Here is a 24,467-nt window from a genome sequence, read left to right on the forward strand (position 1 = left end):
CGGCCGGTCGCTACGTCGAGATATGTTCGGGTCCCGGACCGGCGGGACGACGGTGACCTGCATCGCGTGCGGGGAGACGGTCGAGCGGGCCGACGCCCGCGAGTACGACAAACACGGCGACCGCTGGGACCGCCGGGACAAGGAGTTCGAGTTCCTCTGTAAGGGATGTTTCTCTGAGCTGAGCCGCCAGCCCCGCGACGGGCTCGAGACCACGCTCTCGGCCGCGGGGGCCGGCGAGACCGACCGGCGGACGTTCCTCGAACGGTTCCGGGAACTGTCCGAAGACGGCGTCGAGGGCGAGTAAGCGGCCCGTCCGCACGGAAGGTCGCGCTGGGCTGTCGCCCGCGCCGGCTCAGTCGTCGCCGGCCGCGCGCTCGCCGTCGGCCAGTTCCGCGGCGAGGTCGCGGTCCGAGCGCGGCCCGTCGAGTTCCACGTCGGGCAGGAGGTCACGGAGGTATCGGCCAGTGTGGGACGCCTCCGTGCGGGCCACGTCCTCTGGCGTGCCCGTGGCGACCAGTTCCCCGCCGTTCTCGCCGCCCTCGGGCCCGAGGTCGACGACGCGGTCGGCGTTTTTCACGAGGTCGAGTTCGTGTTCGATGACGACGACGGTGTTGCCGTCGTCGGTCAGCCGGTGGAGCACGTCGATGAGCTTTCGCTCGTCGGCGGGGTGAAGGCCCGTCGTCGGCTCGTCGAGCAGGTACAGCGTCTCGCCGGAGTCTTTCTTGCCCAGTTCCTCGGCGAGCTTGATGCGCTGGGCCTCACCGCCCGACAGCGTCGTCGAGGGCTGGCCCAGCGTCATGTAATCCAGTCCGACATCCTTGAGCAGTTCCAGCCGGCGGCGGATGCCGGGGTGGCTCTCGAAGAAGTCGTAGGCCTCGGCGACGGTCATCTCCAGCACGTCGGCGATGGTCGCGTCCTTGTAGGTCACGTCAAGCGTCTCGTCGTTGTAGCGCGCGCCGCCACACTCCTCGCAGGGCACCTCCACGTCCGAGAGGAAGTTCATGTCGATGGTGACCGTCCCCTGTCCGCCACAGGCCTCACACCGGCCGCCCTTGACGTTGAACGAGAAGCGGCCCTTCTCGTAGCCCCGCTGTTTGGCGAGGCTGGTCTCGGCGAACAGTTCGCGGATGTGGTCGAAGACGTTCGTGTAGGTGGCGGGGTTCGACCGCGGCGTGCGGCCGATGGGCGACTGGTCGATGAGCCGGACCGTCTCTATCTCGTCGATACCCTCGATGGCGTCGTGTTCGCCGGGGTTCACGTCGGTGTCGTTCATCCGGCGAACGAGGCCCTTGTAAAGCACGTCGTGCATCAGCGTGGACTTCCCGGAGCCGGAGACACCGGTGATAGCGGTGAAGGTCCCGAGCGGGAACTCGACGTCGAGGTCCGCGAGGTTGTGCTGGCGCGCGCCCCGGACGGTGAGGTGGCCGTCGGCGTCGCGGCGTTCGTCGGGGATCGGAATCGACCGCTCGCCGGCGAGGTAGTCACCGGTGACGGAGTCGTCGGCGGCTATCAGCTCCTCCTGTGGCCCGTTGACCACGACTTCGCCGCCCCGCTTGCCGGGGCCGGGCCCCATGTCGATGACGTTGTCGGCCCGGCGCATCGTCTCGGTGTCGTGTTCCACGACCAGCAGGGTGTTGCCGAGGTCCCGAAGCTCTTCGAGGGTGTTCAGCAGACGGTCGTTGTCCCGCTGGTGGAGGCCGATGGAGGGCTCGTCGAGGACGTACAACACGCCGACGAGCCCGGAGCCGATCTGGGTCGCCAGCCGGATGCGCTGGCTCTCGCCGCCCGAGAGGGTGGCGGCCTCACGGTCCAGCGTCAGATATTCGAGGCCGACCTCCTGCATGAACCCGAGCCGGGCGCGTATCTCCTTGAGAATCTCCGCGGCGATTTTGGTGTCCCGGGCCGAGAGGGCCGACTCCATGGCCTCGAAGTGGGCCGCGGCGTCGCCGATGGACATCTCGTTGACCTCGGTGATGGCGACGCCGTCGACGAGGACTGCCCGGGACTCGGCTTTCAGCCGCGTCCCCTCGCAGGCCGGGCAGGTCGTCGTCGCCATGAACTCCTCGATGTGCTCGCGGGCGCGGTCGGAGTCGGTCTCGACGTGGCGGCGTTCGAGGTTCGGAATCACGCCCTCGAAGCGCTCGGTCTTCTCGCGGGTGCCGTTTTTCGTCGTCCACTGGAAGTGGACGGGGCCGTCGGTGCCGTAGAGGAACTGCCGGCGTATCTCGACGTCCAGTTCCTCGAAGGGGGTCGACAGCGAGACGCCGAAGTGGTCGGCGACGTTGTCGAGTTGCCGGGAGTAGTAGGTCCGGTCGTAGCTCCACGGCTCGAAGACGTGTTTGAGGGGTTTGCTCGGGTCCGTGACCACGAGGTCCTCGCTGACCTCCTTAGTCTCGCCCAGCCCCTCGCATTCCGGACAGGCCCCGTGAGGGGAGTTGAACGAGAACGAGCGGGTCTCGACCTCGCTGATGTCGATGCCACAGTGGGTGCAGGCGAGGTCCTCCGAGAGTTCGACGACGAGGCGGTCCGCGTCGTCGGCGTCGTCCCCGTCGGCGAGGTCACCGGTCGAGCGGGCCGTCGACCCGCCGAGGGCCTCGCTCGCGCCCTCGGGCGGGTCCGGGACGACGACCTTCAGCGTCCCGTCGGCTTCCGCCAAGGCCGTCTCGACGGAGTCGGTGATGCGCGAGCGGGCGTCGGGCGAGACGGTGACGCGGTCGACGACCACGTCGACGGTGTGGTCGTAGTTCTCGTCTAACTCGGGGCGGTCGAGCGTCAGGTCGTAGGCCTCGCCGTCGACCTCGACGCGGGCGTACCCCTCGCTCACGAGGTCGTCGAACAGGTCCTCGAAGGCCCCCTTCTGGTCGCGGACGACCGGCGCACACAGTTTCGCGCGGGTTCCCTCGGGCAGTTCCAGCACGCGCGAGACCATGTTCTGTGCGGACTGCTCGCCGACCTCGCGGCCACACTCCGGGCAGTGGGGGGTTCCCACGCGGGCGTACAGCAGGCGGAGGTAGTCGTGGAGTTCGGTGACGGTCCCCACGGTCGAGCGGGGGTTGTTGGCGGCGTTCTTCTGGTCGATGGAGATGGCCGGCGACAACCCCTCGACGTTCTCGACTTGGGGTTTGTCCATCTGTCCGAGGAAGTTCCGGGCGTAGGCCGACAGGGACTCGATGTACCGGCGCTGACCCTCCGCGTACACCGTCTCGAAGGCCAGCGAGGACTTGCCCGACCCCGAGAGCCCGGTGACGACGGTCAGCTCCTCGCGGGGAATCTCCACGTCGACGTCCTTGAGGTTGTGTTCTTCGGCACCCGTGACCTCGATGACGTCCTTGCTCATCTATGGGGTCCCCAAGGCCGGCGGGGGTGAAACCCTGTCGGTTGTCGCCCGGGGGTTGAAGTGTCGAGCCGGTATCAGACAACCCGTGAGTGGGACCTCGAACTACGACATCGCGGGTATCGAACTGACAGACGACACCTACACCGTCGAGCAGAGCCTCGTCCGGAACAAATACAAGGCGATGGACGCCGCCGGGAACGTCGTCCTCCGGGGGAAACAGAAGATGTTCAAGCTCAAAGAGCAGTTCCCCTTCGTCGACGCCGACGGCGACGAGGTGTTCGAGGTCAGGGCCGGCGGCATCGTCGACGTGGCCGGCAACTACGTCCTCACCGACAGCGAGACGGGCGAGGACATCGTGGTTCTCGACAACGACTACTCCATCCTGCAGGACACGTGGACGGTCCGGGACGCGGAGACCGAGGCCAAAATCGCCAAGATAGACTCCCGCGGGGCGATGGTGACGCTGGCGCGGAACACCCTGCCGTTCGGCAACTGGATTCCCCACAAGTACGAGATAACCGACGCCGACGGCGACCACGTCGGGAACATCGACGGGGAAGTCTCGTTGCGGGACCGCTACACCATCACCGTCGACGACGCCAGCGACGTGCCCAAAGAGCCAGTCGTCGCCGCCGCGATGGTCATCGACGCCATTCAGGGGAACTGACCGGAAGCCTTCTCACCGTCGCTCCCCGACGGGGGGTATGCGCCGCCGGACAGCCATCCGGACGCTCGCGCTCGCCGGGGCGGGCGGTCTCGGGGCGACGCGGGCGCGCGGCCATCCGACGCCGACTGGGGACGACAGCCGCGGAACCGACGGGACCGCGACGGCGACGGGGAGCGGTCCACTGGGACGGCTCGACCTGCCCGCGGCCTACGAAGTCGTCACGAGCCCCGACGGCCACACGGCCTACGTCGCCACCGGCGACGGGGTGGTACTCGTCGACCTCGTCACGCCGACGGCCCCGCGCGTGCTGGCCGAGCGGACCGGGCTGCTCGCCGACGCCGCGGACGGCCCGCTCGAACGGATACAGGACCTCGCGCTCGCCGACGGCCGCCTGCTCGTCGCCGGGCCGGCCCACCCGACCGAGGGCGTCGCCGGCTACGTCGTCTTCGACGTGACCGACCGGCGGAACCCGACGCGGACGGCGGCCGCGACGACCGGGACGCGAATTCACAACTGCGACTTCGACGGCCAGTACGCCTATCTCACGGGCAACGGCCGCGAGGGGAACCCGCTGGTGATAGTCGACACCGAGACGGGGCGGGAGGCGGGGACGTGGTCGGTCCGCGACGCCGACGCCGGCTGGGCGGACGTGCCGACCGGCCTGTGGCCGCTCCACGACGTGTGGGTCCAAGACGGCCGGGCCTATCTGGCGTACTGGGACGCGGGGACGTGGATAGTCGACGTGTCGACGCCAGGCGACCCGGGACTAGTCTCGCGGGTCCGCGGGCGCTCGCCCGAGGCGCTGGCCGACCTCAACGACGCCGGCGACGAGCGCACGGAGCCGCCGGGCAACGACCACTTCGTGACGGTGAACGGGGACGCCACGCTGCTGGGCGTCGGCGGGGAGTCGTGGGCCCTCGGCGACGACGGCGACGGCGGCCCCAGCGGCATCGAACTGTTCGACATCGCCGACCCGACCGACCCCGTCTCGCTCACGACGGTCGCCCCGCCCCCGACCAGCGACCCCTCGCCGGGGGGCGTGTTGACGACCGCCCACAACTTCGAACTGACCGACGGTCGCCTGTACTCGGCGTGGTATCAGGGCGGCGTCCGCGTCCACGACCTCTCGGACCCGAGCCAGCCCCGCGAACTGTACGCGTGGCGCGACGGCGACGAGGCCGCGTGCTGGACCGCACAGCGGGCGGCGGGGTCGTTCGTGGCGACGAGCACGGACGCCACCGGGGGCGTGGACCTCCAGCCGCGGCTGTACGCGTTCCCGGACCCGGCGGCCCCGGCACCGACGGCCAGCGACACGCCCACCGACGAGGGGGAAAGCGCCGGTGCCGCCGGCGACGGGTTCGGCCCGCTCGCGGCGCTCGCGGCGCTGGGACTCGGCGCGTGGCGGGCGCGAGAGGCGTAGTCAGTTCTTCGCCCAGTCCAGCGCCGCGTCGCGGTCGTCGCTGGTCATCGTCTCGACGCCCATCTCGGAGACTTTCCCCTTCAGGGCGAGGTTCTTGATGCCGTCGGAGACGATGGCCCACTTCGTGATGCCGTGGCCGGCACCGACCTCGGCGGCCTCCTGTGCCTTCTCGAAGACGTCGGCGCTCAGCGAGGCGTCCATCTGGAGGACCGAGAGGTGCGCGTCCACGCGGTTCTGGGTCGCCAGTTGTTCGAAGCGCTCGTTGACGCGCTCGTACTCCTCGCGGTCCGAGGGCATCCCCGAACCGAAGTCCGCGACCAAGACGTTGTCGTCGACGTACAGTTGCCAGTCCGACATACTACTGACTGTGTCGGCATCTGAAGTATTCGTGATACCCAACTACGTAGGTTCGAGGGCGCTCGCCACCGCGGCGGCGACGCTGCGGGCGCGCTCGGCCAGCGAGTCGGGGACGTGGCCCCGGTCGACGGCGGCGTCGAGTTCGTCGTCGTCGACCCGCTCGACGGTGCCGTCGCGGTGTTTCACCACGTCGACGTGGAGGTCGACGTAGCGCGCGCCGTCGGGGAACACCTCGACGGGGGTACAGACGTTGACGTAGGTCCCCTTGCGCTCGCCGTCGGCGTCGCGGTAGACCGTCGGGTACCACCAGCGCCCCTCCTTGAGTTTGGTCTCGGCCACGTCGCCGGCGGTCTTCGGGACGCCCAAGGCGTCGTACTCGCCGCCGGCCGACATCTCGCGTTCGAGGGTAACGGTGCCGTCGGGGTCGACGGCCGCGACGGTACCACTCGACAGTTCGACGAGTCGCCCGTCGGGCTTGCCGTGGCCGATACCCAGCGAGTCGCCGACCCGCGGGCCGAACTGGCGGGCCGTGACCGCGAAGGGGAAGTCCACCTCGCCGTCGGCGTCGGGGTCGGGACACAGCGCCTCGACGTAGTCGACGGCGGCGCTGGCGGCCTCGCTGCCGGCCTTCACGCGGTGGTGGCCCGGCATCGTCTCGGTGACGGCGCGGCGGTGCTCGTCGAGCGCGAAGCGGCTCTCGCGGCCGAACCACGCCCACGTCGTCGCGGGGTCGACCCAGTAGGGACCGGGGTCGCGGTCGGCCGGCGGGGCGGCGTCGGCCAGCGCGCCGTCGAGGGCCGCGGCCCGCTCGTTGGCCGCCCGCAGGGCGTCGGCCAAGGCCTCGAAGGCCGCGTCGTCGCTGGCCCGCTCCCACGAGACGCCCCACCCCTCGCGGGGGTCGGCGGCGACCACGTCGAGCATCGCCGGGCCGCTGGCGTCGGGCGTCGACCCGCCCCGCACGAGCGAGAGGAGGTCGCCCCGGACCGCGACGGTCGTGTCGAGGACCGGCCGGTCGCCGGCCCACGGCGGGGCGTCGTCGACGACCTGCACGCGTAGGCGGTCGCCGGTCTCGACCCGGTCGTCGCTGTTACCGTAGGGGAGATACCCCTCGGCGTCACCGAGGTCCACGACCGCGCCGCCGCCGAGCGTCTCGGTGACCGCGCCGGCGTAGACGGCCCCCTCTGGCGTGGCGCTGTCCCACCGGAGCGTGTCCCGACCGAGCGTCGAGAGGGCGTCCGTAACCGCCGCGACCGTTTCGGGGTCGCCGCCGACGCCGACGCCCTGCCGGTCGTCGGTGGTCGTCACGACCGCGTCAGCCCGCGCCGTGTCGAAGTCAGCGTCGAACCGGGCCTCGATGGGGCCGGAGGCCTGCACCACGTCGACGCCGCGCTCGGTCAGCAGGCGGGTCAGCGCCGTCGCGTAGATGCCCCGGACCTTGACCGTCATAGCGCGTCGGGGTCGCGGGCGAACCGGACCCGCGCGTCGACGGTCGGCCCGAGCGTCAGTTCGACCCGCTCCTCGGAGAGGACGCGCCCGCCCTCGACGGGGACGCCCCACGAGTCGAAGCGGAGGTAGCCCCGGAGGTCGTCGGCGTGGGTGAAGAGGTCCAGATACTCGACGGCGTGTTCCTGTACGTCGGCGGCGCTGTGGGCCATCTCCATGTCGGAGTAGACGGTGTCGACGTCCGCGAAGAAGGCTTCGAGGTCGGCGGCCGCGTCGTCCGTCGCCGCGACGACGGCCTCCGAAGCCGCCTCGATGGTCTCCTGTGCGACGCCGGCCTCGCGCAGTGCCCGCTGTTCGCGCTGTGTGAAGTGCATACCCGCGCTTGTGCCCGGGGGATAGAAAACGTCGCGTTACGCCAGCGCGTTCAGCACCAGCACCAGTCCGCCAAAGAGGACGCCGAAGGCGACGATGGTGCGCGGGTCGATGCGGATGGTGTTGCTGTCCTCGGCGTCGAAGTACCGGACCAGTCCGGCACTGGACATCAGGCCGCCGCTGTCGCTGCTCATACACGTCACTGTTCCCTACCTCGGAGTAAGCCTTTCGGGTTCCGCTCGTGCCCTCGTCGGACCAACATGGATAACCCTTATCTGAGCGCACGGGCAAGGTTTGAGGGAGTACCATGACGGTCACGCTGAAAGACTTCTACGCCGACTGGTGTGGGCCCTGCAAGACCCAAGACCCCATCCTCGAAGAGTTGGAGGAAGAGTGGGGCGACGTGGAGTTCGAGAAGATAAACGTCGACGAGGAGCAGGACGTCGCCAACGAGTACCAAGTGCGCTCGCTGCCGACGCTGGTCGTCGAGAACGACGACGGTATCATCGAGCGCTTCGTCGGCGTCACGCAGGCCGACGACATCGAGGACGCGCTCCAGCAGGCCTCGGCCTGACCGCGCGGTTGGCCCGTCGTTTTCGCGGCTCGCTCGACCGATAGCCCCGGCGACGGCGCTACTGGAACCGCACGCCGAGGTCGTGCATGCCGTCGTTGTGGCGGGCGACGTTGATGAGCAGCGGCGTCACCGCCTCGACCTCGGCGGCGTTTTCGAGCGGGCCGCCGTCGAGCGCCCGCAGGCCGTCGATGGCCTCGGCCAGCTCCGAGACGGTGTCTTTGGCGTCGGTGTCGTCGCCGACGACGACGGTGTCCCAGTCGAGGTCGAGGTCGAGATTGGCGAGTCGGCCGGCCGCGAGGTTGTGGAACGCGCCGACGACGGGGGTATCGTCGGGGGCCGCTTCGGCGGCCAACCGGGTGACGCTGCCGGCACCGGGCCGGTTGTAGTGGAAGCCGTCCTCGTCGCGTTTCATGCCGACCGCCGGGGCGACCAGCACGGCGTCGTCGAGTTCGTCGGCGACCGACTCAACGGTGTCGGTGAGGTGGTAGGCGGGGACGGCGGCGACGACCACGTCGGCGCGGGCCGCGGCCGCGGCGTTGTCGAATCCGTCGACGGTCACGTCCCGGCCGCGACTCGACAGCTCGGTCTCGTACTCCTCGGCCTTGGTCTCGGCCTTCTGTTCGTCGCGGGAGCCGACGATGACGCGGTGGTTCGTATCGTAGGCCCACCGGAGGGCGAGGCCCTCGCCGATGTCGCCGGTGCCGCCGAGTAGGGCGATGTCCATGTGGGTGGCGTGGGGCGACCGGCGAATAAGCGTTGCGCGACCGGTGGTGCTTGCCTACGTGTAGGCCGCCCACGCCGCGTCGAAGCCGCCGCCGTAGGCGACGTAGAGGGCGGTGGAGGTCCCGCCGACGAACGCGACTAGCTGGAAGCCGACACCGAGGATTCCGGCGGTGCCAAAGAGGAGGTCGAACAGCGTCGCCAGCGTGACGGTGGCGACGAACAGCGAGAGGACGTACATCGCCACCCGCCCCGGTCGGTGGGCGTCGTCGAAGCGGTCCGCGTACCGCCGCATCGTGAGGTAGGCGCCGGCGGTGCCCCCGAGGAAGAAGGCGACGGTGTACAGTTGGATGAACGCGATGGGGAGCCTGACCGACGCGCTCCCGACGATGCCGGTCCAAACCCCGACGAGCAGCGCCCACGAGGCGGTGGGGAGTCGTCGCATAGCGGCCTCTCGCCCCCGAGACCCAAATCGGTGCCGCTTGCGGGCGGCGGGGCCGCCGCGAGCGGACGGCCGGGCGTGTGGCCCCGCTTCAGTCCAGCAGGTCGGGGAGGGCGTCGACGTGGTCGACGACGGCGCTGGCCCCGGCGTCGGCGAAGGCGCGTCGCCCGTCGTCGCCGGTCAGTCCGCCGGTGAGGACGCCGACGCCGTAGTAGACGCGGGACTCGTCGGCCGCGTCGGCGTTGACCGCGGTGCGCACGTCGTCGAGGGTGTCCCCCGCGAAGGCGACCCGCTCGGCGTCGAAGCGCTCGGCCAGCGTCGTCAGCGCGCCGGGGTCGGGTTTGCCGGCCGCCCAGTCGTCCATCGTGAACCGGCGGTCGTCGGGCAGGTCGAGGCCGGCCCGCTCCATGGCGATGTCGGCCTCGGCGGCCGGGCGGCCGGTGACGACGCCGATCGCGTAGCGCTCGGCCAGCGCGTCGAGGGTCGCCGGCGAGACTAGCACCGGTTCGTCGTGGACGTAGCCCGGCGCGTCGAAGGCGGGGTCGCCGCCCTCGATGTCGCGGTACAGGTCGCTCCCGAGATACAGCGTCTGGAACACCTCGCGGAGGCGCTCGGGGTCCCACGCCGACAGCACGCGGCCGGCCGCGGCCTCGTCGAGGCGGTCCCGGACGACGGCCTCGGCGGCGTCGATACCGCCCCCGCGGGCCGCGACGGCGTCGGTGAACTCGGCGACGGCGAGCTCCGTCTCGGCGGCCGCGAGGACGTACAGCGACGCGGCGTCGGTCAGTTCCCAGTCGTTGTTGAAGCCGCCGGCGTTCTTGAACCGCTGGACGGCGTCCCGGTCGACGGTGTCGCCGTACACCCGTTCGACGGTCTCGACGATGGCCCGCCGGTAGGAGTCGGCGACGTCGACGAGTACGCCGTCGATGTCGAGGACGACCGCGTCTACGTTCATGCGAGGGCGGTGGCGGCGCTCGTTCAAGCGCCTTACCATTCGCCGCGGGTCGCGGGGCTGTCGGGGAGCCGGCCCGACTCACCCCGGGCCGTCGGTCGGCCGGTACAGCGTCTCGCCGCCGGGGAGCTGTTCGGGGTCGGCCGGCACCGCCGGCTGGTCGGCCCCGAGGGTGGTGAACCGGCAGTCGGCGTCGACCCGGCGGGCGACCGCACGGACGGGGCGGTGTAGCTCCGGCGGGAGGTTCCGGGCGTAGACCACGTCGACGCCGTCGTACACCGAGAGGTCGGGGTCGGTCACGTCGTCCCGAACGAACCGGACCCCGTCGGGCACCGCCTGCGGTTCGATGTCCGTCGCGGTCACGGCGACCCCGCGAACGGCCAGTTCGTCGGCCACGCCGGGGCGGACGCCGACGCCGACTTCCACCGCGCTGTCGGCCGATTCCAGCCGATTCACGAGGGCCGTCTCGGGGTCGCTCACGTCGGGATATTTATGAGACGCTGGCGCATATGCGTTCGCATGCACGTCGACATCGTCCCGGTCGGCGAGGTCTCCGCGCAGGTCAAACGCGAGGCCTCGGAGGGACTCCGCTCTGTCTACGACTGCGAGGTCTCTATGCACGAACCGCAGTCGGTGCCCGCCGGTGCGTACGACACGGACCGCGACCAGTACCGGGCCGAGGAGTTCATCGACCTCGCCCGGCGGACCGGGGCGGGCGGGAAGAACATCGCCATCACGCCCAAGGACCTCTTCTACCGGCGTCGCAACTACGTCTTCGGGCTGGCGTATCTCGGCGGCTCCGGCAGCGTCATCTCCACCTACCGCCTGCAGACCTCCTCCGACGGCGGCTTCTCGAACCGCTCGGCCGGCGAGATATTCTCCCAGCGGGTCCGCAAGGAGGTCGTCCACGAGGTGGGCCACACCCTCGGGCTGGAACACTGCGACAACAAGCGTTGCGTGATGAATTTCTCGCCGACGGTCCGGCAGGTCGACGTGAAGGAAGTCTCGCTGTGTGGCACCTGTCAGCGCCACGTCCTCTGAGCGGTGAAACCGCCCGACAACGGCTACCCATACTAGTTAGGACGTGTGCCTAATACGACCCTTCGTGTAGCCGGAGACGCAATGAGCAAGAGCCAACCGAACGACCGAGCCGAGGAACTCGGCGATATCTTCGTCTCGGTCACCGGTGGCGAATCGGTCACCGAACAGCAGGACGACGCGCCTGCCGACCGGGAAGTCAGTCCCGACGACGAGCTGGACCCGACGGAGGTGGCTGACGGGCTCGACGACGCCGTCGCCGGCACCGAGACCGGCGACACCTCGGACCCCGCCGCGTAGCGACGCCCCGCCGGTGCCGGCGTCGGGCGTCACTTCCGTAACATCTTGTCTAGTATCGACAGCGAGGAGCCACGCCCGTAGCGCCGCCGCGGCGCGAGACGCCCGAGGACGGCGCTAATCCGGCGAGTAGTAGTACTCGCCGGCGTTTTTCTGCTCGCGGTCCAGTTGCGACCCCGGCTTGTTGATGCGGGGCCGCGAGGTCCGCTCGTCCCGGCGGAAGGTGATGTCGAGGTTCGAGAGGAACTCGTTCATCCCCTCACGCATCCCCTGTGGCGGGGCGGCGTGGCCTTCGCGGGCGGGCTCGCCGTCGAAGACCAGCAGGCGGTCGGCCAGCAGGTCTATCATGTAGATGTCGTGGTCGATGACCATCGCCGTGGCGTCGTGGTTCTCGGCGTAGCGGCGGATGGCCGAGGTGGCGAGCACCCGCTGTTCCACGTCCAGATGCGCCGACGGCTCGTCGAGCAGGTAGAGGTCGGCGTCCTTCGAGAGGCAGGCCGCGATGGCGACCCGCTGGCGCTCGCCGCCAGAGAGGTCGGTGAGTTGCTGCTCCATGATTGCCTCCAGTTGGAGCGGCTGGGCGATTTCGGTGTTCCAGTACGAGGAGCCGAAGTCGTCCGTGATGGAGGCGAGGAAGGCGTCGACCCGCATCGGCTGGTCGATCTCGATGTACTGGGGCTTGTAGGCGATGTCGAGTCGCGTGTCGACCGCGCCCTCCGTCGGGTCGAGGCGGCCGGCCAGCATCTTGGCGAACGTCGACTTCCCGATGCCGTTGGGGCCGACGACGCCGAGCACCTCGCTCTCGCGGATGGTCCCCGCGTCGACGGACAGGGAGAACTCGCCGTCGCCGTAGCTCTTTGCGAGTTCGGGGTACTCGATGACCACGTCGCCGGCCGAGGCGGTGCGGGGCGCGTGTTCCTCGAACTCGATTTCGGTCTGGCGGACCCGCATGTTCTCGTTCTCTAGGTACCCGGAGAGGTACTCGTTGATGCCGTTCTTGACGGACTTGGGCGACGTGATGATACCGAACGCGCCGGGGGTCCCGTAGGCGACGTGGATGTTGTCCGCGAGCAGGTCGAGGATGGCGAGGTCGTGTTCGACGACGAGCATCGACCGGTCGCCGTCGTCGGCCAGTTCGCGGATGAGCCGCGCGGCGGTCATCCGCTGGCCGATGTCGAGGTACGGCGTAATCTCGTCGAGGAAGTAGAAGTCGGCGTCCCGTGCCAGCGTCGCCACCAGCGCGACCCGCTGGAGTTCGCCGCCCGAGAGGTCGTCGATGTGGTTGTCGACGACGGGGCGGATGCCCGTTTGTTCGATGAGATAGTCCAGTTCCCCGCGCTCGTCGGTCTGTTCGAGCAGCTGGCGGGCCTTCCCGTCGAACTGGTCGGGGATGCGGTCGACGTACTGGGGTTTGCGGGCGACGGTCACGTCGCCGTCCCGGAGCTGTTCGAGGTAGTCCTGCAGGGCGGTCCCGCGGTACTCGTCTAACACGTCGTCCCAGCCGACGGGGTCGCCGTAGCGGCCGAGGTTGGGCTGGAGTTCGTCCGCGAGGATGCGGACGGCGGTGGTCTTCCCGATGCCGTTGGGCCCGAGGATGCCGGTGACCTGCCCCTCCTGTGGTGCGGGCAGGCCGTACAGCGAGAAGGCGTTCTCACCGTAGCGGTGGACCGGCTCCTCGTCGAGTTCCTGCGGGAGGTTGATTATCTCGATGGCGTCGAACGGGCACTTGTTGACGCAGATACCACAGGACTCGCCGAGACAGATCTCCTCGGAGATGCGGACTTGGTCGGGCTGGCCCTCGAACTCCTCGCCCTCCTCGTAGGCCTCGCCCCGGGGGACGATACACTCCTTCCCGCTCCGGTTGGGCGGGCAGTAGTTCATGCACTCGTAGTTACAGCGGTCGGGCTGACACCGGTCTAGGTCGACGACCGCGATGCTGTCCTCGGCCACGGTTACACCCCTGCTGTCAGCAGGATGCCCCACGAGACGAACCACAGCGCGAAGGTCATGAACGCGACGTAGAGGACGTCCTTCGTCGAGAGGTCGTCCGTGTCGATGCCGACGAGCCGCAGAAGCGGGAACTGGGCCACGACGGCGGCCGCGACGACGAGCACCCCGGTCACGTCGGTCGCGCCGGCGGCGACGGCGTTGGAGACGAACGCCGCGCCGATGCCGGCCACTGCCGTTATCGTCGTGACGGTCAGCCCGCGCATGTGCGAGCTCATGCCGTCCGCCGTGTCGGTAGCCATACCTCCCTCTCGACCACCCGCAACCAAAAGGTGCGTGGTTCTCCGACGGCCCCGTTGTCCCGCCTGCGGGCCGTCAGCGGCGGTCTGTCGAGCGGACTCCTCAATCTTTATGCATCCGGCGCTATTCGGTGTTGGTAATGACGGAAACCGATGGGGAGGCCATCGCAGATCTTCCTCCGAGCGCGAAGCTCGTGTACAAGGTGCTGGAGTACGACGGGCCGCTGACCCAGAAGGGCATCGTCGAGGAGTCGATGCTCTCGGCCCGCACCGTCCGCTACGCGCTCGAACGGCTCGACGAGGTCGGCGTCATCGAGGAGGACGTCTACTTCGCCGACGCCCGGCAGAACCTCTACGAGATTACCGACCGACCGACCGAACAGGCCGACGCCGCCGTCTCGGACTGACTACTGCGCCTCTCTCACGTCGTATCCACAGGCCGGACAGTTCTGCCGCGGGTTCTCGAAGGTCAGCTGACAGAAGCCACACTCGTAGCTCCGCGTCCCCGACACTCGGGCGCGGATGTGGCTCCGGATGCTCATGCCAGTTCCCCGCAGTCCAGACAGCGCGCCCGGTCGGCCGACGGGTCGAAGACCAGCGCGACCTCGCCGCAGTTGTGGCAGTAGCGGTCGTCGGCAGTGAGTTCGCCGGCGCTCCGACCGGCGGCCGTGTGTGAGTCAGTAGCTCCCATACCACGTTCGACGGCGAGGCGATACAAAAGTGTATGGCCATACGTATCGTTATACCCTTATACAGTAGACATTCTTCTATATTTTTGCCAGCTACTGCATTGTTTAGCCCACTTTCCTCGGATAATATGGCGATGTCGCCCATTCGTTTTCGAGACGTGAAATCGGGGACCGTCGGCCCACGGTGAGGGGTTTTTGTCGCCGACGGGCCTACCCGTGGCCATGCGCGACACGGAGCGACGGGAGGCGGGGTTCGAGCGCCGGACGCCGGTCGACGACGCACTGTCGGCGCTACTGGGGGCGATACAGCCACACGAGCGGACGGAGCGGGTCCCGCTCCAGGACGCCGACGAGCGCGTACTCGCGGCGGACGCGACCGCACAGCGGCCCGTCCCCCACTACCGCCGGGCCGCGATGGACGGGTTCGCGGTCCGGGCCGCGGACACCTTCGGGGCGAGCGACCGCTCGCCGGCGCAACTTCGAGTCGGCGACCGCGTCGGCCCCGAGACGGCGGTCAGCGTCCACACCGGGAGCGAACTGCCCGAGGACGCGGATGCGGTCGTGAAGGTTGAGGACGCCCAGCGGGACGGCGACCGGCTCACCGTCTTCGACGCCGTCGCCGGCGGGGAGAACGTCGCTCCCGTCGGCGAGGACGTGGCGGCGGGCCAGTCGCTTTTCGAGGCCGGCCACCGGCTCAGGCCGTCGGACCTCGGCCTGCTGAAGGCGGTCGGCCGGGACGCCGTCGCGGTGTACGAGCGCCCCCGAGTGAGCGTGATACCGACCGGCGAGGAACTGGTGCAGTCGGACCCGGCCCCCGGCGAGGTCGTCGAGACGAACGGCCAGACCGTCGCCCAGTACGTCGAGCGGTGGGGCGGCGCGGCGACCTACCGGGACGTGGTGACCGACGACGAGGCGGCGCTCCGGACGGCGGTCGACCGGGACCGCGACCACGACGTGGTGGTGACCACCGGCGGGTCGTCGGTCGGCGAGCGGGACCTGCTGCCGGAGGTCGTCGACGGCCTCGGCGAGGTGCTGGTCCACGGCGTCGCGCTGGCACCCGGCCACCCGGTCGCGCTCGGCGTCGTCGACGAGACGCCCGTGCTCTCGCTGCCGGGGTATCCGGTGGCCTGTATCGTCACCGCCGTCCAGTTCCTCCGGCCGGCGATGCGGGCGGTCGGCCACCTGCCCGAGACCGAGCCGCCGGCGGTCGACGCGCGCCTGACCCGCAAGTTAGCGAGCGAGCCCGGTACGCGGACGTTCGCCCGCGTCTCGCTCGGCGACGACGGCGAGCGGACGGCGACGCCGACCCGGACCGGCGGCGCTGGCGTCCTCTCGTCGGTCGCGCTGGCCGACGGCTGGGTCGTCGTCCCCGAGCGGACGGAGGGGTACGACGCCGGCGAGACCGTCGCCGTCGAACGCTGGGAGTGGTCGCAGTGAGCGACCGCCGGGAGTTTCGCGACCTCGCCACCCCGGACGAGGCCCGCGCGACGCTCGCGGGGTTGGACATCGACCCCGGGACCGAGACGGTGCCGCTGTCGGCGGCCCGCGACCGAGTGCTGGCCGAGCGCGTCGACGCGGGGCTGGACGTGCCGGGGTTCGACCGGGCGAGCATGGACGGCTACGCGGTCAGGGCCCGGGACACTTTCGGGGCCGACGAGGCCGACCCGGCGACGCTCGCGCTGTCGGGCGCGGTCCACGCCGGCGAGGAACCCGCCGTGACCGTCAAGCCCGGGACGGCCGTGGAGGTGTCGACCGGTGCGGTCATGCCCGACGGTGCCGACGCCGTGGTGATGGTCGAGCGGACCACCGAGACCGACGGCGGCGTCGCGGTCCGCACGTCGGTCACGCCGGGCGAGAACGTGATGCTGGCCGGCGCGGACATCGCGGCCGGCGCGCGGGCGCTGGGGCCGGGGACGCGGCTCACCCCGCGCGAAATCGGCCTGCTGTCGGCGCTGGGCGTCGACGAGGTGCCGGTCCGCGCCCGACCGACAGTGGGTATCGTCTCGACAGGCGAGGAACTCGTCCGGCCCGGCGACGCCCTCGACAGCGGGGCCGGCCAGATACACGACGTGAACAGCTACGCGCTGGCGGCGGCCGTCGCCGAGGCCGGCGGGGACCCCGACCTCTACCCCCACGTCGGCGACGACTACGACGAGATGGAGCGGGTCCTCCACGCGGCCGCCGACGACTGCGACCTCGTGCTCTCGTCGGGGTCGACCAGCGCCAGCGCCGTCGACGTGGTCTACCGCGTCATCGAGGAGCGGGGCGACCTCCTCCTCCACGGCGTCGCGGTCAAGCCCGGCAAGCCGACGCTGGTCGGCACCGTCGGGGAATCGGCCTACGTCGGCCTGCCGGGCTACCCCGTCTCGGCGCTGACGATATTCCGGGAGTTCGTCGCGCCGGTCGTCCGCGGGGCCGCGGGCCGGGCGGAACCGGCGACGGCGACGGTGACCGGCGAGATGGCCGTCGACGAGCGCTACGCGGAGGGGCGACACCGATTCGTGCCGGTCGGCCTCGTGCGCACCGGGCCGGGCGAGGGCGGCGGCGACGCGGACGGCGACCTGCTCGTCTACCCCGTCGACAAGGGCAGCGGCGCGACGACGACGTTGGTCGACGCCGACGGCACCGTGACGATGCCACCCGGAACCGACCGCCTCGCCGCGGGCGAGCGCGTCGAGGTGTCGCTGTTCTCGCCGGACGCGCGCCCGCCGACCCTGCTGGGCGTCGGCGAGGACGACCCCACGCTGTCGGACCTGCTCGACGCCGTCGAGCGGCCTCGGTATCTCCCGCTGGGGACCGACGAAGGACTGCGCCGGCTGGGGACCGGCACGCCGGACGTGGCGGTCGCGGCCGGGCCGGCCGACCCGCCCGACGACGCCGTCGAACTCGGCGGCTGGGAGCGCGACTGGGGGCTGGTCGTCGCGGCCGACGTGGGAGTCGACGGACTGGCGGCGCTCGTCGACGGTGACTACCAGTTCGTCAACCGCGGCGTCGGCTCCGGCCTCCGGCGGGCGCTCGACGACGCCGTGGCCGCGCTGGCCGACGAACGCGGCGTCGACCGGGCGGCGCTGACCGAGGCCATCGACGGCTACGAACTGACGGCACAGGCCCACGAGAGCCCCGCCCGGAAGGTCGCGGCGGGGGCGGCCGACGCCGGTCTCGGTCTCCGGGAGACGGCGGCGAGACTGGGGCTGACGTACGTCCCGCTGGGAACCCAGTCGGTGACGGCATACGCGAACGCCGAGCGGACCGAGAAGACCGGCGTACGGGCGCTCGCGGCTGCCATCGAGGGACGCGACGGCGTGTAGACGCCGGGACCGCGGTCACGCGTCCCCGAGCGCCGGCCGTCAGTCGCCGTCGGAGTACTCGTAGGGGTCGCGGTCGCCCTCGGTGTCGCGGTAGGCCTCGTTGAACTCCCACTCGCCGTCTTCCCCCTCGACCATGTACTCGCCGTAGTAGGGGACGCGGTTCTCGACGGTGCGCTCGAAGGCCGCACGCATACTCGCCCGGGTCTCGCCGATGTCGACGAGGTCGTCGTTGCGGTTGAGACACCCCTTGAGGTAGCCGTCGTGGGTCAGGCGCACGCGGTGGCAGTTCGCACAGAAGTCCGCGTTGCCGACGGGGTCGACTATCTCGACCATCCCCGTGCCCGACGGCGGGCTGGGGTCGGCCCGCGCCCCGCCGTCGGAGGCCGCAAGCGAGGTCGGCGAGGCCGTCACCTCGGCGTCCTCGCTGCTGACGAAGTAGCGCTTCCGGTCGTGCATCTCGCGGGTCTCGACGTGGTCGGCCCGCTCGGCCAGCCAGCCGTGGACCCGGTCGATGTCGACGGCCCACTCGGGATGGCCCGCGAGTTCGGGCATGTACTCGATGAGCTGTAGCTGGAGGCCGTCGTTGGCCGCGACGTGGTCGACCATCCGCGGGACGTACCCCGCCGTCGGCTCGAAGACGACCATGTTGAGCTTCACCGGCGCGAGCCCGGCGTCCAGCGCCGCCTCGACGCCCTCTAACACCTGCTCGTAGGCCCCGCTTTGGGTCAGCGCCGCGAAGTCGTCGGCGTCGAGGGCATCCTGCGAGACGTTGACCCGCTGGAGGCCGGCCTCGACCAGCCCCTCGGCCCGGCCCGGCAGGAACGTCCCGTTGGTCGTCATCGACACCGCCATCGCGTCGGGGGCCCGGCGGACTATCTCCTCCAAGTCCGACCGGAGCATCGGCTCCCCGCCCGTGAGCTTCACCGCGTCGACGCCGTAGTCGGCGGCCACGTCGAGGAAGCGAACCACGCGGTCGGTCGACAGTTCGCCGTCCTGTGGGTCCATCGGCCCGCGCGTGTCGCCCAGCCCCTCGTTGTGGCAGTAGACGCAGTCGAAGTTGCACCGGTCGGTCAGCGAGACGCGGAGGCCCGTCACCTCGCGGCCGAACTCGTCTGCCAACATCTGGTTGCCAACTGTTCACGCTGTCCGTATTTAAATTGCCGTCTTCTCTCCGAAAGCGCGAGAAAGTGACGAAGCGCCCACTTCAGAGCCCGCCGTCACCGCTGTCTCGCCGGCCGCACCCGCTCCGGCCGACCGCGTCGCCGAGGCGTGCCGCCGCCGCGGCCAGCGCCGCGGGCGTGTTCAGGTTCTCGAAGGTCGCCGCGTCGGCGGCCACGAGAGCTTCGCCGTCGACCACGGCGCAGTCGAGTTCGTCGAGGACGGCCGACACCCGCCGGTCACCCCGGGCGAGGACACGCTCGCAGGCCGCCGCCGTCGGTTCCGTCCGGTAGACCGCCTGTAGCGGCTGGAAGCGGTCGTCCGGCCGGGGCACCGCCCCGTCGCGGCCGGCGGCGCGGTCGAAGAGGGCCGCGACGAGCGACGGGTCGACGAAGGGCATGTCGGCGGCGACGACCGCGGCGTAGTCGGCCTCGGTCGTGGCCAGTCCGGCCGCGATACCGGCAACCGGCCCCCGGTCGGGGACGGGGTCGGTGGCGAACGTCGGGTCGAACCCGTCCAGCGCGGCGCGGACGGCGTCGAGTTGGGCCGTGCGGCAGTTGACCACGAGGTCGTCGACGACGCCGTCGAGACGAGCGACGACCCGTCGGACCAGTGGCTCGCCGGCCAGTTCGGCGACGACCTTGTCCCGGTCGCCGAAGCGGGTCGAGCGACCGCCAGCGACGACGACACCGGCGCGCATGGGCGGCGATTGGCGACCCGGCGGCAAGAACCTTGCCGGCCGCGTGGCGGCGGACCAGCGTTTATCCACCGGGCCGGCGATAGCTGTCGTATGGGAACGACGGAGGCGGCCGACGGGCACGCCGGCCGCGAACACGCGAGTCGGTGGCCGCCGGTCGCGGCCGTCGGGGCCGCCCTGCTGTACGCGGGTATCGGGCTGGCGCTGGTCGGTCCCGACCTCGTGCCGGCGGCGCTCCCGCTGGGACTGGGCGGGGTCGGCGCGGTGGGGCTGGTCGTCGGTCTCTCGGGGTGGGCCTACGAGGCGTTCGTCGCCGACTACTGGGCGGCCGGCGGTGGCGATGGAGGCGTCTACACCGGCGGGATGGCGCTCTTTCTGGCCTCGGACGTGGCGACGTTCGCGGCCGGCTTCGTCTACTACGTGGTCGTCCGGGCCGGCGCGTGGCCCCCGGCCGACCTGCCGCCGCTGGTCGGGTCACTGGTGGCGGTGAACACGCTCCTGTTGCTCGCCAGCAGCGTCACCGTCCACTACGCCCACGGGGCGCTGGTCGCGGGCCAGCGCCGGCGCTTTCTCGGGTTGCTGGGCGCGACAGTGGCGCTCGGCGTCGCCTTTCTCGGCGGACAGGTCTACGAGTACTACGAGTTCGTCGTCCACGAGGGGTTCGCGCTCTCGGGCGGCGTCTTCGCCAGCGCCTTCTACGGGCTGACCGGCCTGCACGGCCTGCACGTCGCGTTGGGCGTGGTGTTGCTCGCGGTCGCGTTCGGCCGGGCGCTACGGGGGCAGTACAGCGCCGAGCGGGACATCGGCCTGCGGACGACAGCACTGTACTGGCACTTCGTCGACGCGGTCTGGGTGTGCCTCGTCGCGGTGCTGTACGTCGGCGCGAGCGTCTAGCTCGCCGACCGTTCGAGGTCGACGAGCCGGCGGTACAGCGGCGGTGAGAGGATGGTGACGACGCCGACGGCGACGGCGAAGACGCCAAGCGGGAACTGCAGCGGCGGGGCGTCGAAACAGGGGTTCTCCGAGACGACGGTGGCGTAGTGGCGCTGCTCCTCGTAGACGACGACGGTCCCGTTCCGGAACGTCGCGGCGTTCGGGAAGGGGCCCTCGACGTGGGCCTCGCCGACGGGGTCCGCAAGCGCCGCGTCGACCGCCTGCTGCTCGGCGGGCGAGAGGTCGGCGTACGCGAGTCGGGGGAGGTCCGGCGACGGACCGCCGGCGAACCGCTCGGCGGTGGCGGCGGGGGACGCGACCGAAATCGTCGGGGCCCCGCAGGTGGCGATGTCGGTTTGTATCGTCGCGTACGCGCCGGGTACGGCGGCGGCGATGCCGACGGCGACGAGCATCACGCCGGCGAAGGGGACGACGTAGGTGAAAAACACCGAGTCGGTGGGGTCGTCGGGAGCCTCGGCCACGGCTCACCCCTCCCCGCGAGCGCGGCGACGGCGCGAGCGCAGGTACTGGAAGGTGACGGTCAGCCCGAGGCCGTACGCCCAGTGGGCGACGAGGACGAAGCCGAGATAGCCCACGAGCGCCAGTCCGCGCTGGCCGGTGTAGAAGGCGACGGCGAAACCGGTCGATACGAGCGTGGCGAACACCAGTCCGGTCTCGAAGAGGTAGCGCCCGGGGAGGTACTCCGAGAACGCGAGGAACACGAGCGGCCACGTGACGGTGCCGCCGACGAGAAAGAGCAGGGTGCCGATGGCGGGGTTCGCGGGCAGGCCGACGAGTTCGGCTATCTCGGCGAAGGACGCGGGGTCCAAGACGCCGCCGACGACGGCGGTCCCGAGGCCGCCGGTCATCAGGAGCGTCCCGACCAAGCCGCCGACGCCGGCCATCGAGGCGTTGCGCGAGACGTTCCGGGCCACGCTACCGACGCCGCCACCCAGTCCCGACGGGGCCGCCTCGGGCGCGTAGGACCGCCGGCGCGTCTCCGGCACCGCGGGCGTCAGGTCGTAGGCCTCGACCATCCGGTCCTCGAACCACTGCCACTCGCGTGTGAACTGGTTCGTCGCCTTGAGGTTCCACGGGTCAGTCGTCTCGACGGGGTCACCCTGCCAGTACGAGGCGAGCATGTTGTACAGCCACAGCAGAGCCGAGAGGCCGACCGTGTAACCGCCGACGGTCGCTATCTGCTGGGCGAGTTGGTACTCCGCCGGGTAGACGGCCTGCCGGCGCGGGAGGCCCAGCGCGCCCACGACGAGCAGTGTCAGGAACGTCACCGTGGCCCCGAAGACGACGAGACCGGCCTGAAACCGCGCCAGTCGCTTGTCGTACCAGCGGCCGGTGATGAGCGGGTACCAGTAGTAGCTCGCGGCCATCATCAGAAACGGGATGATGCCGACGACGATGAGGTGGAAGTGCCCGACGACGTAGTAGGTGCCGTGATAGAGGATATCGACGGGAATGACCGCGAGGAAGACGCCGGTGACGCCGCCGACGATGAACGTGCCGATGCCGCCGGCACAGAGGATGAAGGGCGCAGTCGTGCGGATGTCGCCGTCCCACAGCGTCGTTATCCAGTTGAACACCTTGATGGCGCTGGGGACAGCGATGGCGACGGAGACGGCCATGAACGAGGCCCGGATGCGGGGGTCGATGCCCGTCGTGAACATGTGGTGGGCCCAGACGCCGAAAGAGAGGACGCCGAGGCCGAGCGTCGAGTAGACGATGAACTGGTAACCGAACAGCTTCCGGCCGGCGAACTTCGGCAGGATGGTGCTCATCAGCCCCGCCGCCGGCAGGAAGAGGATGTACACCTCGGGGTGGCCCCAGAACCAGAACAGGTGTTGCCAGAGGATGGGGCCGCCGCCGTCGACGGCGAAGAACGTGGTTCCGAGGTTGCGGTCGAGCAGGAGCATCACCAAGGCGCTCCCGAGCAGCGGGAACGCGAACAGGGCGAGGCCGCTGGTGACCAGCATGTTCCACGAGAAGATGTCGAGGTTCGCCCACGTCACGTCCGCGGCGCGTTCGTAGACGACGGTGACGATGAAGTTGATGGCCGCGACGGTGGTGGCGATGCCCGAGAGGTGCAGACCGAGAAGCAACAGGTCTAGCTGCGGGTTCGGTTGCTGGACCGACAGCGGCGCGTACAGCGTCCAACCGACGCTGACCTCCCGCAGCGTGAGGAAAAACCGGATGGCGTCCTCGGGAAAGAACACGCCCAGCACCTGCCCGGCGACCTGTGCCAGCAGGCCAAAGCGGGCCAGCAGCAGCGCCGGCGGGAGCAGCCAGAACCCGACGGCGTTGACCCGGGGGAACGCCATGTCGTCGGCCCCGACCAACAGCGGGAGGACGTAGTTACCGATGCCGAAAAAGACCGGGAGGACGAAGAAGATGAGCATCGTCAGCCCGTGGGTCGTAAAGAGCGCGTTGTACGTCTCGGGGGTCCAGATGTCCGCCGGCGGCGTCAGCAGTTCGGTCCGGAGCATCATGGCGTCGACGCCGCCCCACAGGCCGGCAACAGTGCCGAACGCGATGTACAGCAGGCCGATGTCCTTGTGGTCCGTCGTCGTCAACCAGTGCAGCGCTGTCCGGCGCAGGCCGCGCAACTCCGACCGGACCGCCTCGCCCGTGGTGTAGCCGCCGTCGCTGTGGGCGCGTGCCGTGCGGCGCTTGCGGACCCACAGCAGGAGACAGCCGACGGCCAGTGCCGCGAGCGCGCTCCCCTCGACGACCGCGCGGTCGGTCATGGGCGGCGGCCACGTCCCGAACCCGCGGCCGCCGATGCCGCGATGTACATACCGGTCCGGAGAGGTGCCTCGGCATTAAAACTTCACTTTGGCTGTCATTCTCGGCCCGGAGCGGCAGCGCGGGGGCCGGCTCGGTGGGCCGTGATACGCCCGCCGAACCGCTCGATTGCGGGCGTTTCAGTCCCTCACTCTAGCAGACCCATGTCCGCGGCGACGCGGTCGGTCAGCGCCGACAGCACCTCGGGGTCGACCGCCGCGACGGCGTCGCCGCCGTGTAGCTGTTCGTTGTGTCGGGCGACCGCGGCCTCCACGTCCTCGAACGGGACCCGCGTCCGCGTGTCGCAGTCCGGACAGACGACGGGGATGTCCGGGAGGTCCTCCTCTGACATACACGGTCGTCGTCGCCGCCGCGGGAAGTACGGTTCGGTCCTCACTCCAGTACCGACCGGGGCCGCTTGAGGTAGTACTCCTGCTCAGTGACGCGCTCGAAGAGGGCAAACAGCGTCTCGACGGCCGCCGGGTCGGGGTCGAACTGGAGGTGGGGGGCGAGGTGGTACCCCTTGGCCCCGCTGCAGAAGAAATACAGCGTCCGGTGGTGGGCCGGCGTCGCGTCGACGACGCCCACCTCGGCCCCGCCGAGGTCGTCGGCGAGGTCGTTGAGCATCGCGGCGATGTCGTCGTGCAGGCGCTCGTCGGGCCGTGTCAGCGGCGTCCCGACGGTCTGTTCGAGGAAGTCGCTGGTCGCTCTGAGGAACGGGTTCGCGTCGACGCCGGTCGGGTCGACGGCGGCGAACCGCTCGTAGAGGTCCAGCAGCGCCGCCAGTTCGTCGGCCGTCAGCGCCACCGGCCGGACGGGGTCGCCCTGCGGGAGCGTGTAGTCGGGGAAGGTGTACGACTGGGGGTCCGGGAGCGAGCCGAACGCGTCGTCGAGGTCCATGGTGACAGTTACCGCCCGGCACGCCTAACTGTTGGGCCGACCGCAACCGGTTTCCGCCGGGCGGGCGAGCCGTCGGCCGATGCCCTCCACCCGCTCGCCGCGACAGCAGCACCGCCGACGA

At 70.3% G+C, this 24,467-nt stretch carries 29 protein-coding genes; 10 read left to right on the forward strand and 19 right to left on the reverse strand.

Annotation, left to right across the window (positions count from 1 at the left end):
* Positions 1–22 precede the first annotated feature (22 nt).
* On the forward strand, positions 23–304 hold the full coding sequence (locus tag ACV7JO_RS10965; RefSeq protein WP_470353450.1) for a DUF7562 family protein: 282 nt from the start codon (positions 23–25) through the stop codon (positions 302–304).
* 48 nt (positions 305–352) lie between these two features.
* On the opposite strand, the gene uvrA is transcribed toward ACV7JO_RS10965, so the two are convergent.
* Positions 353–3,337, reverse strand: coding sequence for an excinuclease ABC subunit UvrA (uvrA, locus tag ACV7JO_RS10970; RefSeq protein ID WP_470353451.1), 2,985 nt, complete (start codon positions 3,335–3,337; stop codon positions 353–355).
* 85 nt (positions 3,338–3,422) lie between these two features.
* Between uvrA and ACV7JO_RS10975 the strand changes: the two genes are divergently transcribed.
* Both ACV7JO_RS10975 and ACV7JO_RS10980 read left to right on the forward strand, forming a co-directional pair.
* Positions 3,423–4,004 (forward strand): LURP-one-related/scramblase family protein, encoded by a 582-nt coding sequence (locus ACV7JO_RS10975; protein WP_470353452.1) that lies wholly within the window; start codon positions 3,423–3,425, stop codon positions 4,002–4,004.
* A 37-nt stretch (positions 4,005–4,041) separates the two neighbouring features.
* A complete protein-coding gene (locus tag ACV7JO_RS10980) occupies positions 4,042–5,424 on the forward strand; it encodes an LVIVD repeat-containing protein (protein ID WP_470353453.1) in 1,383 nt (460 codons plus the stop codon).
* On the opposite strand, the gene ACV7JO_RS10985 is transcribed toward ACV7JO_RS10980, so the two are convergent.
* From ACV7JO_RS10985 to ACV7JO_RS11000, 4 genes are read right to left on the reverse strand one after another with little or no spacing between them, the layout of a single operon-like run.
* Positions 5,425–5,781 (reverse strand): hypothetical protein, encoded by a 357-nt coding sequence (locus ACV7JO_RS10985; RefSeq protein WP_470353454.1) that lies wholly within the window; start codon positions 5,779–5,781, stop codon positions 5,425–5,427.
* Positions 5,782–5,823: 42 nt separating this feature from the next.
* Positions 5,824–7,227 carry a ribonuclease FAU-1 family protein gene (locus tag ACV7JO_RS10990; RefSeq protein WP_470353455.1) on the reverse strand — a complete coding sequence of 468 codons (1,404 nt, stop codon included), beginning with the start codon at positions 7,225–7,227 and terminating at the stop codon, positions 5,824–5,826.
* Positions 7,224–7,598 carry a DUF7532 family protein gene (locus ACV7JO_RS10995; RefSeq protein ID WP_470353456.1) on the reverse strand — a complete coding sequence of 125 codons (375 nt, stop codon included), beginning with the start codon at positions 7,596–7,598 and terminating at the stop codon, positions 7,224–7,226. The genes ACV7JO_RS10990 and ACV7JO_RS10995 overlap by 4 nt, the downstream gene beginning before the upstream one ends.
* A 36-nt stretch (positions 7,599–7,634) precedes the next feature.
* Complete coding sequence (locus ACV7JO_RS11000; protein WP_470353457.1) at positions 7,635–7,790, reverse strand: preprotein translocase subunit Sec61beta; 156 nt, start codon at positions 7,788–7,790, stop codon at positions 7,635–7,637.
* Positions 7,791–7,903: 113 nt separating this feature from the next.
* On the opposite strand from ACV7JO_RS11000, the gene ACV7JO_RS11005 reads away from it, so the two are divergent.
* Positions 7,904–8,170 (forward strand): thioredoxin family protein, encoded by a 267-nt coding sequence (locus tag ACV7JO_RS11005; protein ID WP_470353458.1) that lies wholly within the window; start codon positions 7,904–7,906, stop codon positions 8,168–8,170.
* Positions 8,171–8,228: 58 nt separating this feature from the next.
* Here ACV7JO_RS11005 and npdG read toward each other — a convergent pair whose 3' ends face one another.
* From npdG to ACV7JO_RS11025, 4 genes are all read right to left on the reverse strand, one after another.
* Positions 8,229–8,894 carry an NADPH-dependent F420 reductase gene (gene npdG / locus ACV7JO_RS11010; RefSeq protein WP_470353459.1) on the reverse strand — a complete coding sequence of 222 codons (666 nt, stop codon included), beginning with the start codon at positions 8,892–8,894 and terminating at the stop codon, positions 8,229–8,231.
* A 54-nt stretch (positions 8,895–8,948) separates the two neighbouring features.
* Positions 8,949–9,335 carry a hypothetical protein gene (locus ACV7JO_RS11015; RefSeq protein WP_470353460.1) on the reverse strand — a complete coding sequence of 129 codons (387 nt, stop codon included), beginning with the start codon at positions 9,333–9,335 and terminating at the stop codon, positions 8,949–8,951.
* An 88-nt stretch (positions 9,336–9,423) separates the two neighbouring features.
* Positions 9,424–10,287: a TIGR01548 family HAD-type hydrolase gene (locus ACV7JO_RS11020; RefSeq protein ID WP_470353461.1), complete on the reverse strand. Its 864-nt coding sequence runs from the start codon at positions 10,285–10,287 to the stop codon at positions 9,424–9,426.
* Between the two features lie 78 nt (positions 10,288–10,365).
* A complete protein-coding gene (locus ACV7JO_RS11025; RefSeq protein ID WP_470353462.1) occupies positions 10,366–10,764 on the reverse strand; it encodes a UPF0146 family protein in 399 nt (132 codons plus the stop codon).
* Between the two features lie 39 nt (positions 10,765–10,803).
* Here ACV7JO_RS11025 and ACV7JO_RS11030 point away from each other — a divergent pair, with 39 nt between their 5' ends.
* Both ACV7JO_RS11030 and ACV7JO_RS11035 read left to right on the forward strand, forming a co-directional pair.
* Positions 10,804–11,325 carry an archaemetzincin family Zn-dependent metalloprotease gene (locus ACV7JO_RS11030; protein ID WP_470353463.1) on the forward strand — a complete coding sequence of 174 codons (522 nt, stop codon included), beginning with the start codon at positions 10,804–10,806 and terminating at the stop codon, positions 11,323–11,325.
* An 81-nt stretch (positions 11,326–11,406) separates the two neighbouring features.
* Entirely contained in the window at positions 11,407–11,622 is a 216-nt protein-coding gene (locus tag ACV7JO_RS11035) for a hypothetical protein (RefSeq protein ID WP_470353464.1), read from the forward strand.
* Positions 11,623–11,736: 114 nt separating this feature from the next.
* On the opposite strand, the gene ACV7JO_RS11040 is transcribed toward ACV7JO_RS11035, so the two are convergent.
* Together ACV7JO_RS11040 and ACV7JO_RS11045 are read right to left on the reverse strand one after the other, a co-directional pair.
* Positions 11,737–13,569, reverse strand: a complete 1,833-nt coding sequence (locus ACV7JO_RS11040; protein WP_470353465.1) for a ribosome biogenesis/translation initiation ATPase RLI — start codon at positions 13,567–13,569, stop codon at positions 11,737–11,739.
* 2 nt (positions 13,570–13,571) lie between these two features.
* The gene (locus ACV7JO_RS11045; RefSeq protein ID WP_470353466.1) at positions 13,572–13,868 is read right to left on the reverse strand and encodes an EMC6-like membrane protein; all 297 of its coding nucleotides are present in this window, start codon (positions 13,866–13,868) and stop codon (positions 13,572–13,574) included.
* A gap of 137 nt (positions 13,869–14,005) precedes the next feature.
* Between ACV7JO_RS11045 and ACV7JO_RS11050 the strand changes: the two genes are divergently transcribed.
* Positions 14,006–14,272 (forward strand): ArsR family transcriptional regulator, encoded by a 267-nt coding sequence (locus ACV7JO_RS11050; protein ID WP_470353467.1) that lies wholly within the window; start codon positions 14,006–14,008, stop codon positions 14,270–14,272.
* Here ACV7JO_RS11050 and ACV7JO_RS11055 read toward each other — a convergent pair whose 3' ends face one another.
* Together ACV7JO_RS11055 and ACV7JO_RS11060 are read right to left on the reverse strand one after the other, a co-directional pair.
* A complete protein-coding gene (locus tag ACV7JO_RS11055; protein ID WP_470353468.1) occupies positions 14,273–14,407 on the reverse strand; it encodes a hypothetical protein in 135 nt (44 codons plus the stop codon).
* Positions 14,404–14,556, reverse strand: a complete 153-nt coding sequence (locus ACV7JO_RS11060; protein WP_470353469.1) for a hypothetical protein — start codon at positions 14,554–14,556, stop codon at positions 14,404–14,406. The genes ACV7JO_RS11055 and ACV7JO_RS11060 overlap by 4 nt, the downstream gene beginning before the upstream one ends.
* 220 nt (positions 14,557–14,776) lie before the next feature.
* On the opposite strand from ACV7JO_RS11060, the gene ACV7JO_RS11065 reads away from it, so the two are divergent.
* The gene (locus tag ACV7JO_RS11065; protein WP_470353470.1) at positions 14,777–15,991 is read left to right on the forward strand and encodes a molybdopterin molybdotransferase MoeA; all 1,215 of its coding nucleotides are present in this window, start codon (positions 14,777–14,779) and stop codon (positions 15,989–15,991) included.
* Positions 15,988–17,862 carry a molybdopterin biosynthesis protein gene (locus ACV7JO_RS11070; protein WP_470353471.1) on the forward strand — a complete coding sequence of 625 codons (1,875 nt, stop codon included), beginning with the start codon at positions 15,988–15,990 and terminating at the stop codon, positions 17,860–17,862. Before ACV7JO_RS11065 ends, ACV7JO_RS11070 begins: the two co-directional genes overlap by 4 nt.
* Positions 17,863–17,901: 39 nt before the next feature.
* On the opposite strand, the gene moaA is transcribed toward ACV7JO_RS11070, so the two are convergent.
* Positions 17,902–18,984: a GTP 3',8-cyclase MoaA gene (moaA, locus tag ACV7JO_RS11075; protein WP_470353472.1), complete on the reverse strand. Its 1,083-nt coding sequence runs from the start codon at positions 18,982–18,984 to the stop codon at positions 17,902–17,904.
* An 82-nt stretch (positions 18,985–19,066) separates the two neighbouring features.
* Positions 19,067–19,720, reverse strand: a complete 654-nt coding sequence (locus ACV7JO_RS11080; RefSeq protein WP_470353473.1) for a molybdenum cofactor guanylyltransferase — start codon at positions 19,718–19,720, stop codon at positions 19,067–19,069.
* A gap of 90 nt (positions 19,721–19,810) precedes the next feature.
* Here ACV7JO_RS11080 and ACV7JO_RS11085 point away from each other — a divergent pair, with 90 nt between their 5' ends.
* Positions 19,811–20,611, forward strand: coding sequence for a cytochrome c oxidase subunit 3 (locus ACV7JO_RS11085; RefSeq protein ID WP_470353474.1), 801 nt, complete (start codon positions 19,811–19,813; stop codon positions 20,609–20,611).
* Here the strand turns inward: ACV7JO_RS11085 and ACV7JO_RS11090 are convergent.
* The 4 genes from ACV7JO_RS11090 to ACV7JO_RS11105 all read right to left on the reverse strand — a co-directional run bounded on the left by ACV7JO_RS11090 (position 20,608) and on the right by ACV7JO_RS11105 (position 24,346).
* Positions 20,608–21,132 carry a DUF7979 domain-containing protein gene (locus tag ACV7JO_RS11090; RefSeq protein ID WP_470353475.1) on the reverse strand — a complete coding sequence of 175 codons (525 nt, stop codon included), beginning with the start codon at positions 21,130–21,132 and terminating at the stop codon, positions 20,608–20,610. The two genes, ACV7JO_RS11085 and ACV7JO_RS11090, sit on opposite strands and share 4 nt — an antisense overlap.
* Positions 21,133–21,135: 3 nt before the next feature.
* The gene (locus ACV7JO_RS11095) at positions 21,136–23,409 is read right to left on the reverse strand and encodes a DUF6789 family protein (protein WP_470353476.1); all 2,274 of its coding nucleotides are present in this window, start codon (positions 23,407–23,409) and stop codon (positions 21,136–21,138) included.
* A gap of 185 nt (positions 23,410–23,594) precedes the next feature.
* Complete coding sequence (locus tag ACV7JO_RS11100) at positions 23,595–23,798, reverse strand: DUF8149 family protein (RefSeq protein WP_470353477.1); 204 nt, start codon at positions 23,796–23,798, stop codon at positions 23,595–23,597.
* Between the two features lie 41 nt (positions 23,799–23,839).
* Complete coding sequence (locus tag ACV7JO_RS11105; RefSeq protein WP_470353478.1) at positions 23,840–24,346, reverse strand: hypothetical protein; 507 nt, start codon at positions 24,344–24,346, stop codon at positions 23,840–23,842.
* Positions 24,347–24,467: the final 121 nt, after the last annotated feature.

The sequence above is a fragment of the Haloarcula sp. MBLA0138 genome (assembly GCF_055632455.1).

Excerpts from the sequence above, each read along its gene's own strand:
- ACV7JO_RS10965 (WP_470353450.1), top strand. The coding sequence starts at position 23 with ATGTTCGGGTCCCGGACCGGCGGGACGACGGTGACCTGCATCGCGTGC.
- uvrA (WP_470353451.1), bottom strand. The coding sequence starts at position 3,337 with ATGAGCAAGGACGTCATCGAGGTCACGGGTGCCGAAGAACACAACCTC.
- ACV7JO_RS10980 (WP_470353453.1), top strand. The coding sequence starts at position 4,042 with ATGCGCCGCCGGACAGCCATCCGGACGCTCGCGCTCGCCGGGGCGGGC.
- ACV7JO_RS10985 (WP_470353454.1), bottom strand. The coding sequence starts at position 5,781 with ATGTCGGACTGGCAACTGTACGTCGACGACAACGTCTTGGTCGCGGAC.
- ACV7JO_RS10990 (WP_470353455.1), bottom strand. The coding sequence starts at position 7,227 with ATGACGGTCAAGGTCCGGGGCATCTACGCGACGGCGCTGACCCGCCTG.
- ACV7JO_RS10995 (WP_470353456.1), bottom strand. The coding sequence starts at position 7,598 with ATGCACTTCACACAGCGCGAACAGCGGGCACTGCGCGAGGCCGGCGTC.
- ACV7JO_RS11000 (WP_470353457.1), bottom strand. The coding sequence starts at position 7,790 with ATGAGCAGCGACAGCGGCGGCCTGATGTCCAGTGCCGGACTGGTCCGG.
- ACV7JO_RS11005 (WP_470353458.1), top strand. The coding sequence starts at position 7,904 with ATGACGGTCACGCTGAAAGACTTCTACGCCGACTGGTGTGGGCCCTGC.
- npdG (WP_470353459.1), bottom strand. The coding sequence starts at position 8,894 with ATGGACATCGCCCTACTCGGCGGCACCGGCGACATCGGCGAGGGCCTC.
- ACV7JO_RS11015 (WP_470353460.1), bottom strand. The coding sequence starts at position 9,335 with ATGCGACGACTCCCCACCGCCTCGTGGGCGCTGCTCGTCGGGGTTTGG.
- ACV7JO_RS11020 (WP_470353461.1), bottom strand. The coding sequence starts at position 10,287 with ATGAACGTAGACGCGGTCGTCCTCGACATCGACGGCGTACTCGTCGAC.
- ACV7JO_RS11030 (WP_470353463.1), top strand. The coding sequence starts at position 10,804 with ATGCACGTCGACATCGTCCCGGTCGGCGAGGTCTCCGCGCAGGTCAAA.
- ACV7JO_RS11035 (WP_470353464.1), top strand. The coding sequence starts at position 11,407 with ATGAGCAAGAGCCAACCGAACGACCGAGCCGAGGAACTCGGCGATATC.
- ACV7JO_RS11045 (WP_470353466.1), bottom strand. The coding sequence starts at position 13,868 with ATGGCTACCGACACGGCGGACGGCATGAGCTCGCACATGCGCGGGCTG.
- ACV7JO_RS11050 (WP_470353467.1), top strand. The coding sequence starts at position 14,006 with ATGACGGAAACCGATGGGGAGGCCATCGCAGATCTTCCTCCGAGCGCG.
- ACV7JO_RS11055 (WP_470353468.1), bottom strand. The coding sequence starts at position 14,407 with ATGAGCATCCGGAGCCACATCCGCGCCCGAGTGTCGGGGACGCGGAGC.
- ACV7JO_RS11060 (WP_470353469.1), bottom strand. The coding sequence starts at position 14,556 with ATGGGAGCTACTGACTCACACACGGCCGCCGGTCGGAGCGCCGGCGAA.
- ACV7JO_RS11065 (WP_470353470.1), top strand. The coding sequence starts at position 14,777 with ATGCGCGACACGGAGCGACGGGAGGCGGGGTTCGAGCGCCGGACGCCG.
- moaA (WP_470353472.1), bottom strand. The coding sequence starts at position 18,984 with ATGTTGGCAGACGAGTTCGGCCGCGAGGTGACGGGCCTCCGCGTCTCG.
- ACV7JO_RS11080 (WP_470353473.1), bottom strand. The coding sequence starts at position 19,720 with ATGCGCGCCGGTGTCGTCGTCGCTGGCGGTCGCTCGACCCGCTTCGGC.
- ACV7JO_RS11085 (WP_470353474.1), top strand. The coding sequence starts at position 19,811 with ATGGGAACGACGGAGGCGGCCGACGGGCACGCCGGCCGCGAACACGCG.
- ACV7JO_RS11095 (WP_470353476.1), bottom strand. The coding sequence starts at position 23,409 with ATGACCGACCGCGCGGTCGTCGAGGGGAGCGCGCTCGCGGCACTGGCC.
- ACV7JO_RS11100 (WP_470353477.1), bottom strand. The coding sequence starts at position 23,798 with ATGTCAGAGGAGGACCTCCCGGACATCCCCGTCGTCTGTCCGGACTGC.
- ACV7JO_RS11105 (WP_470353478.1), bottom strand. The coding sequence starts at position 24,346 with ATGGACCTCGACGACGCGTTCGGCTCGCTCCCGGACCCCCAGTCGTAC.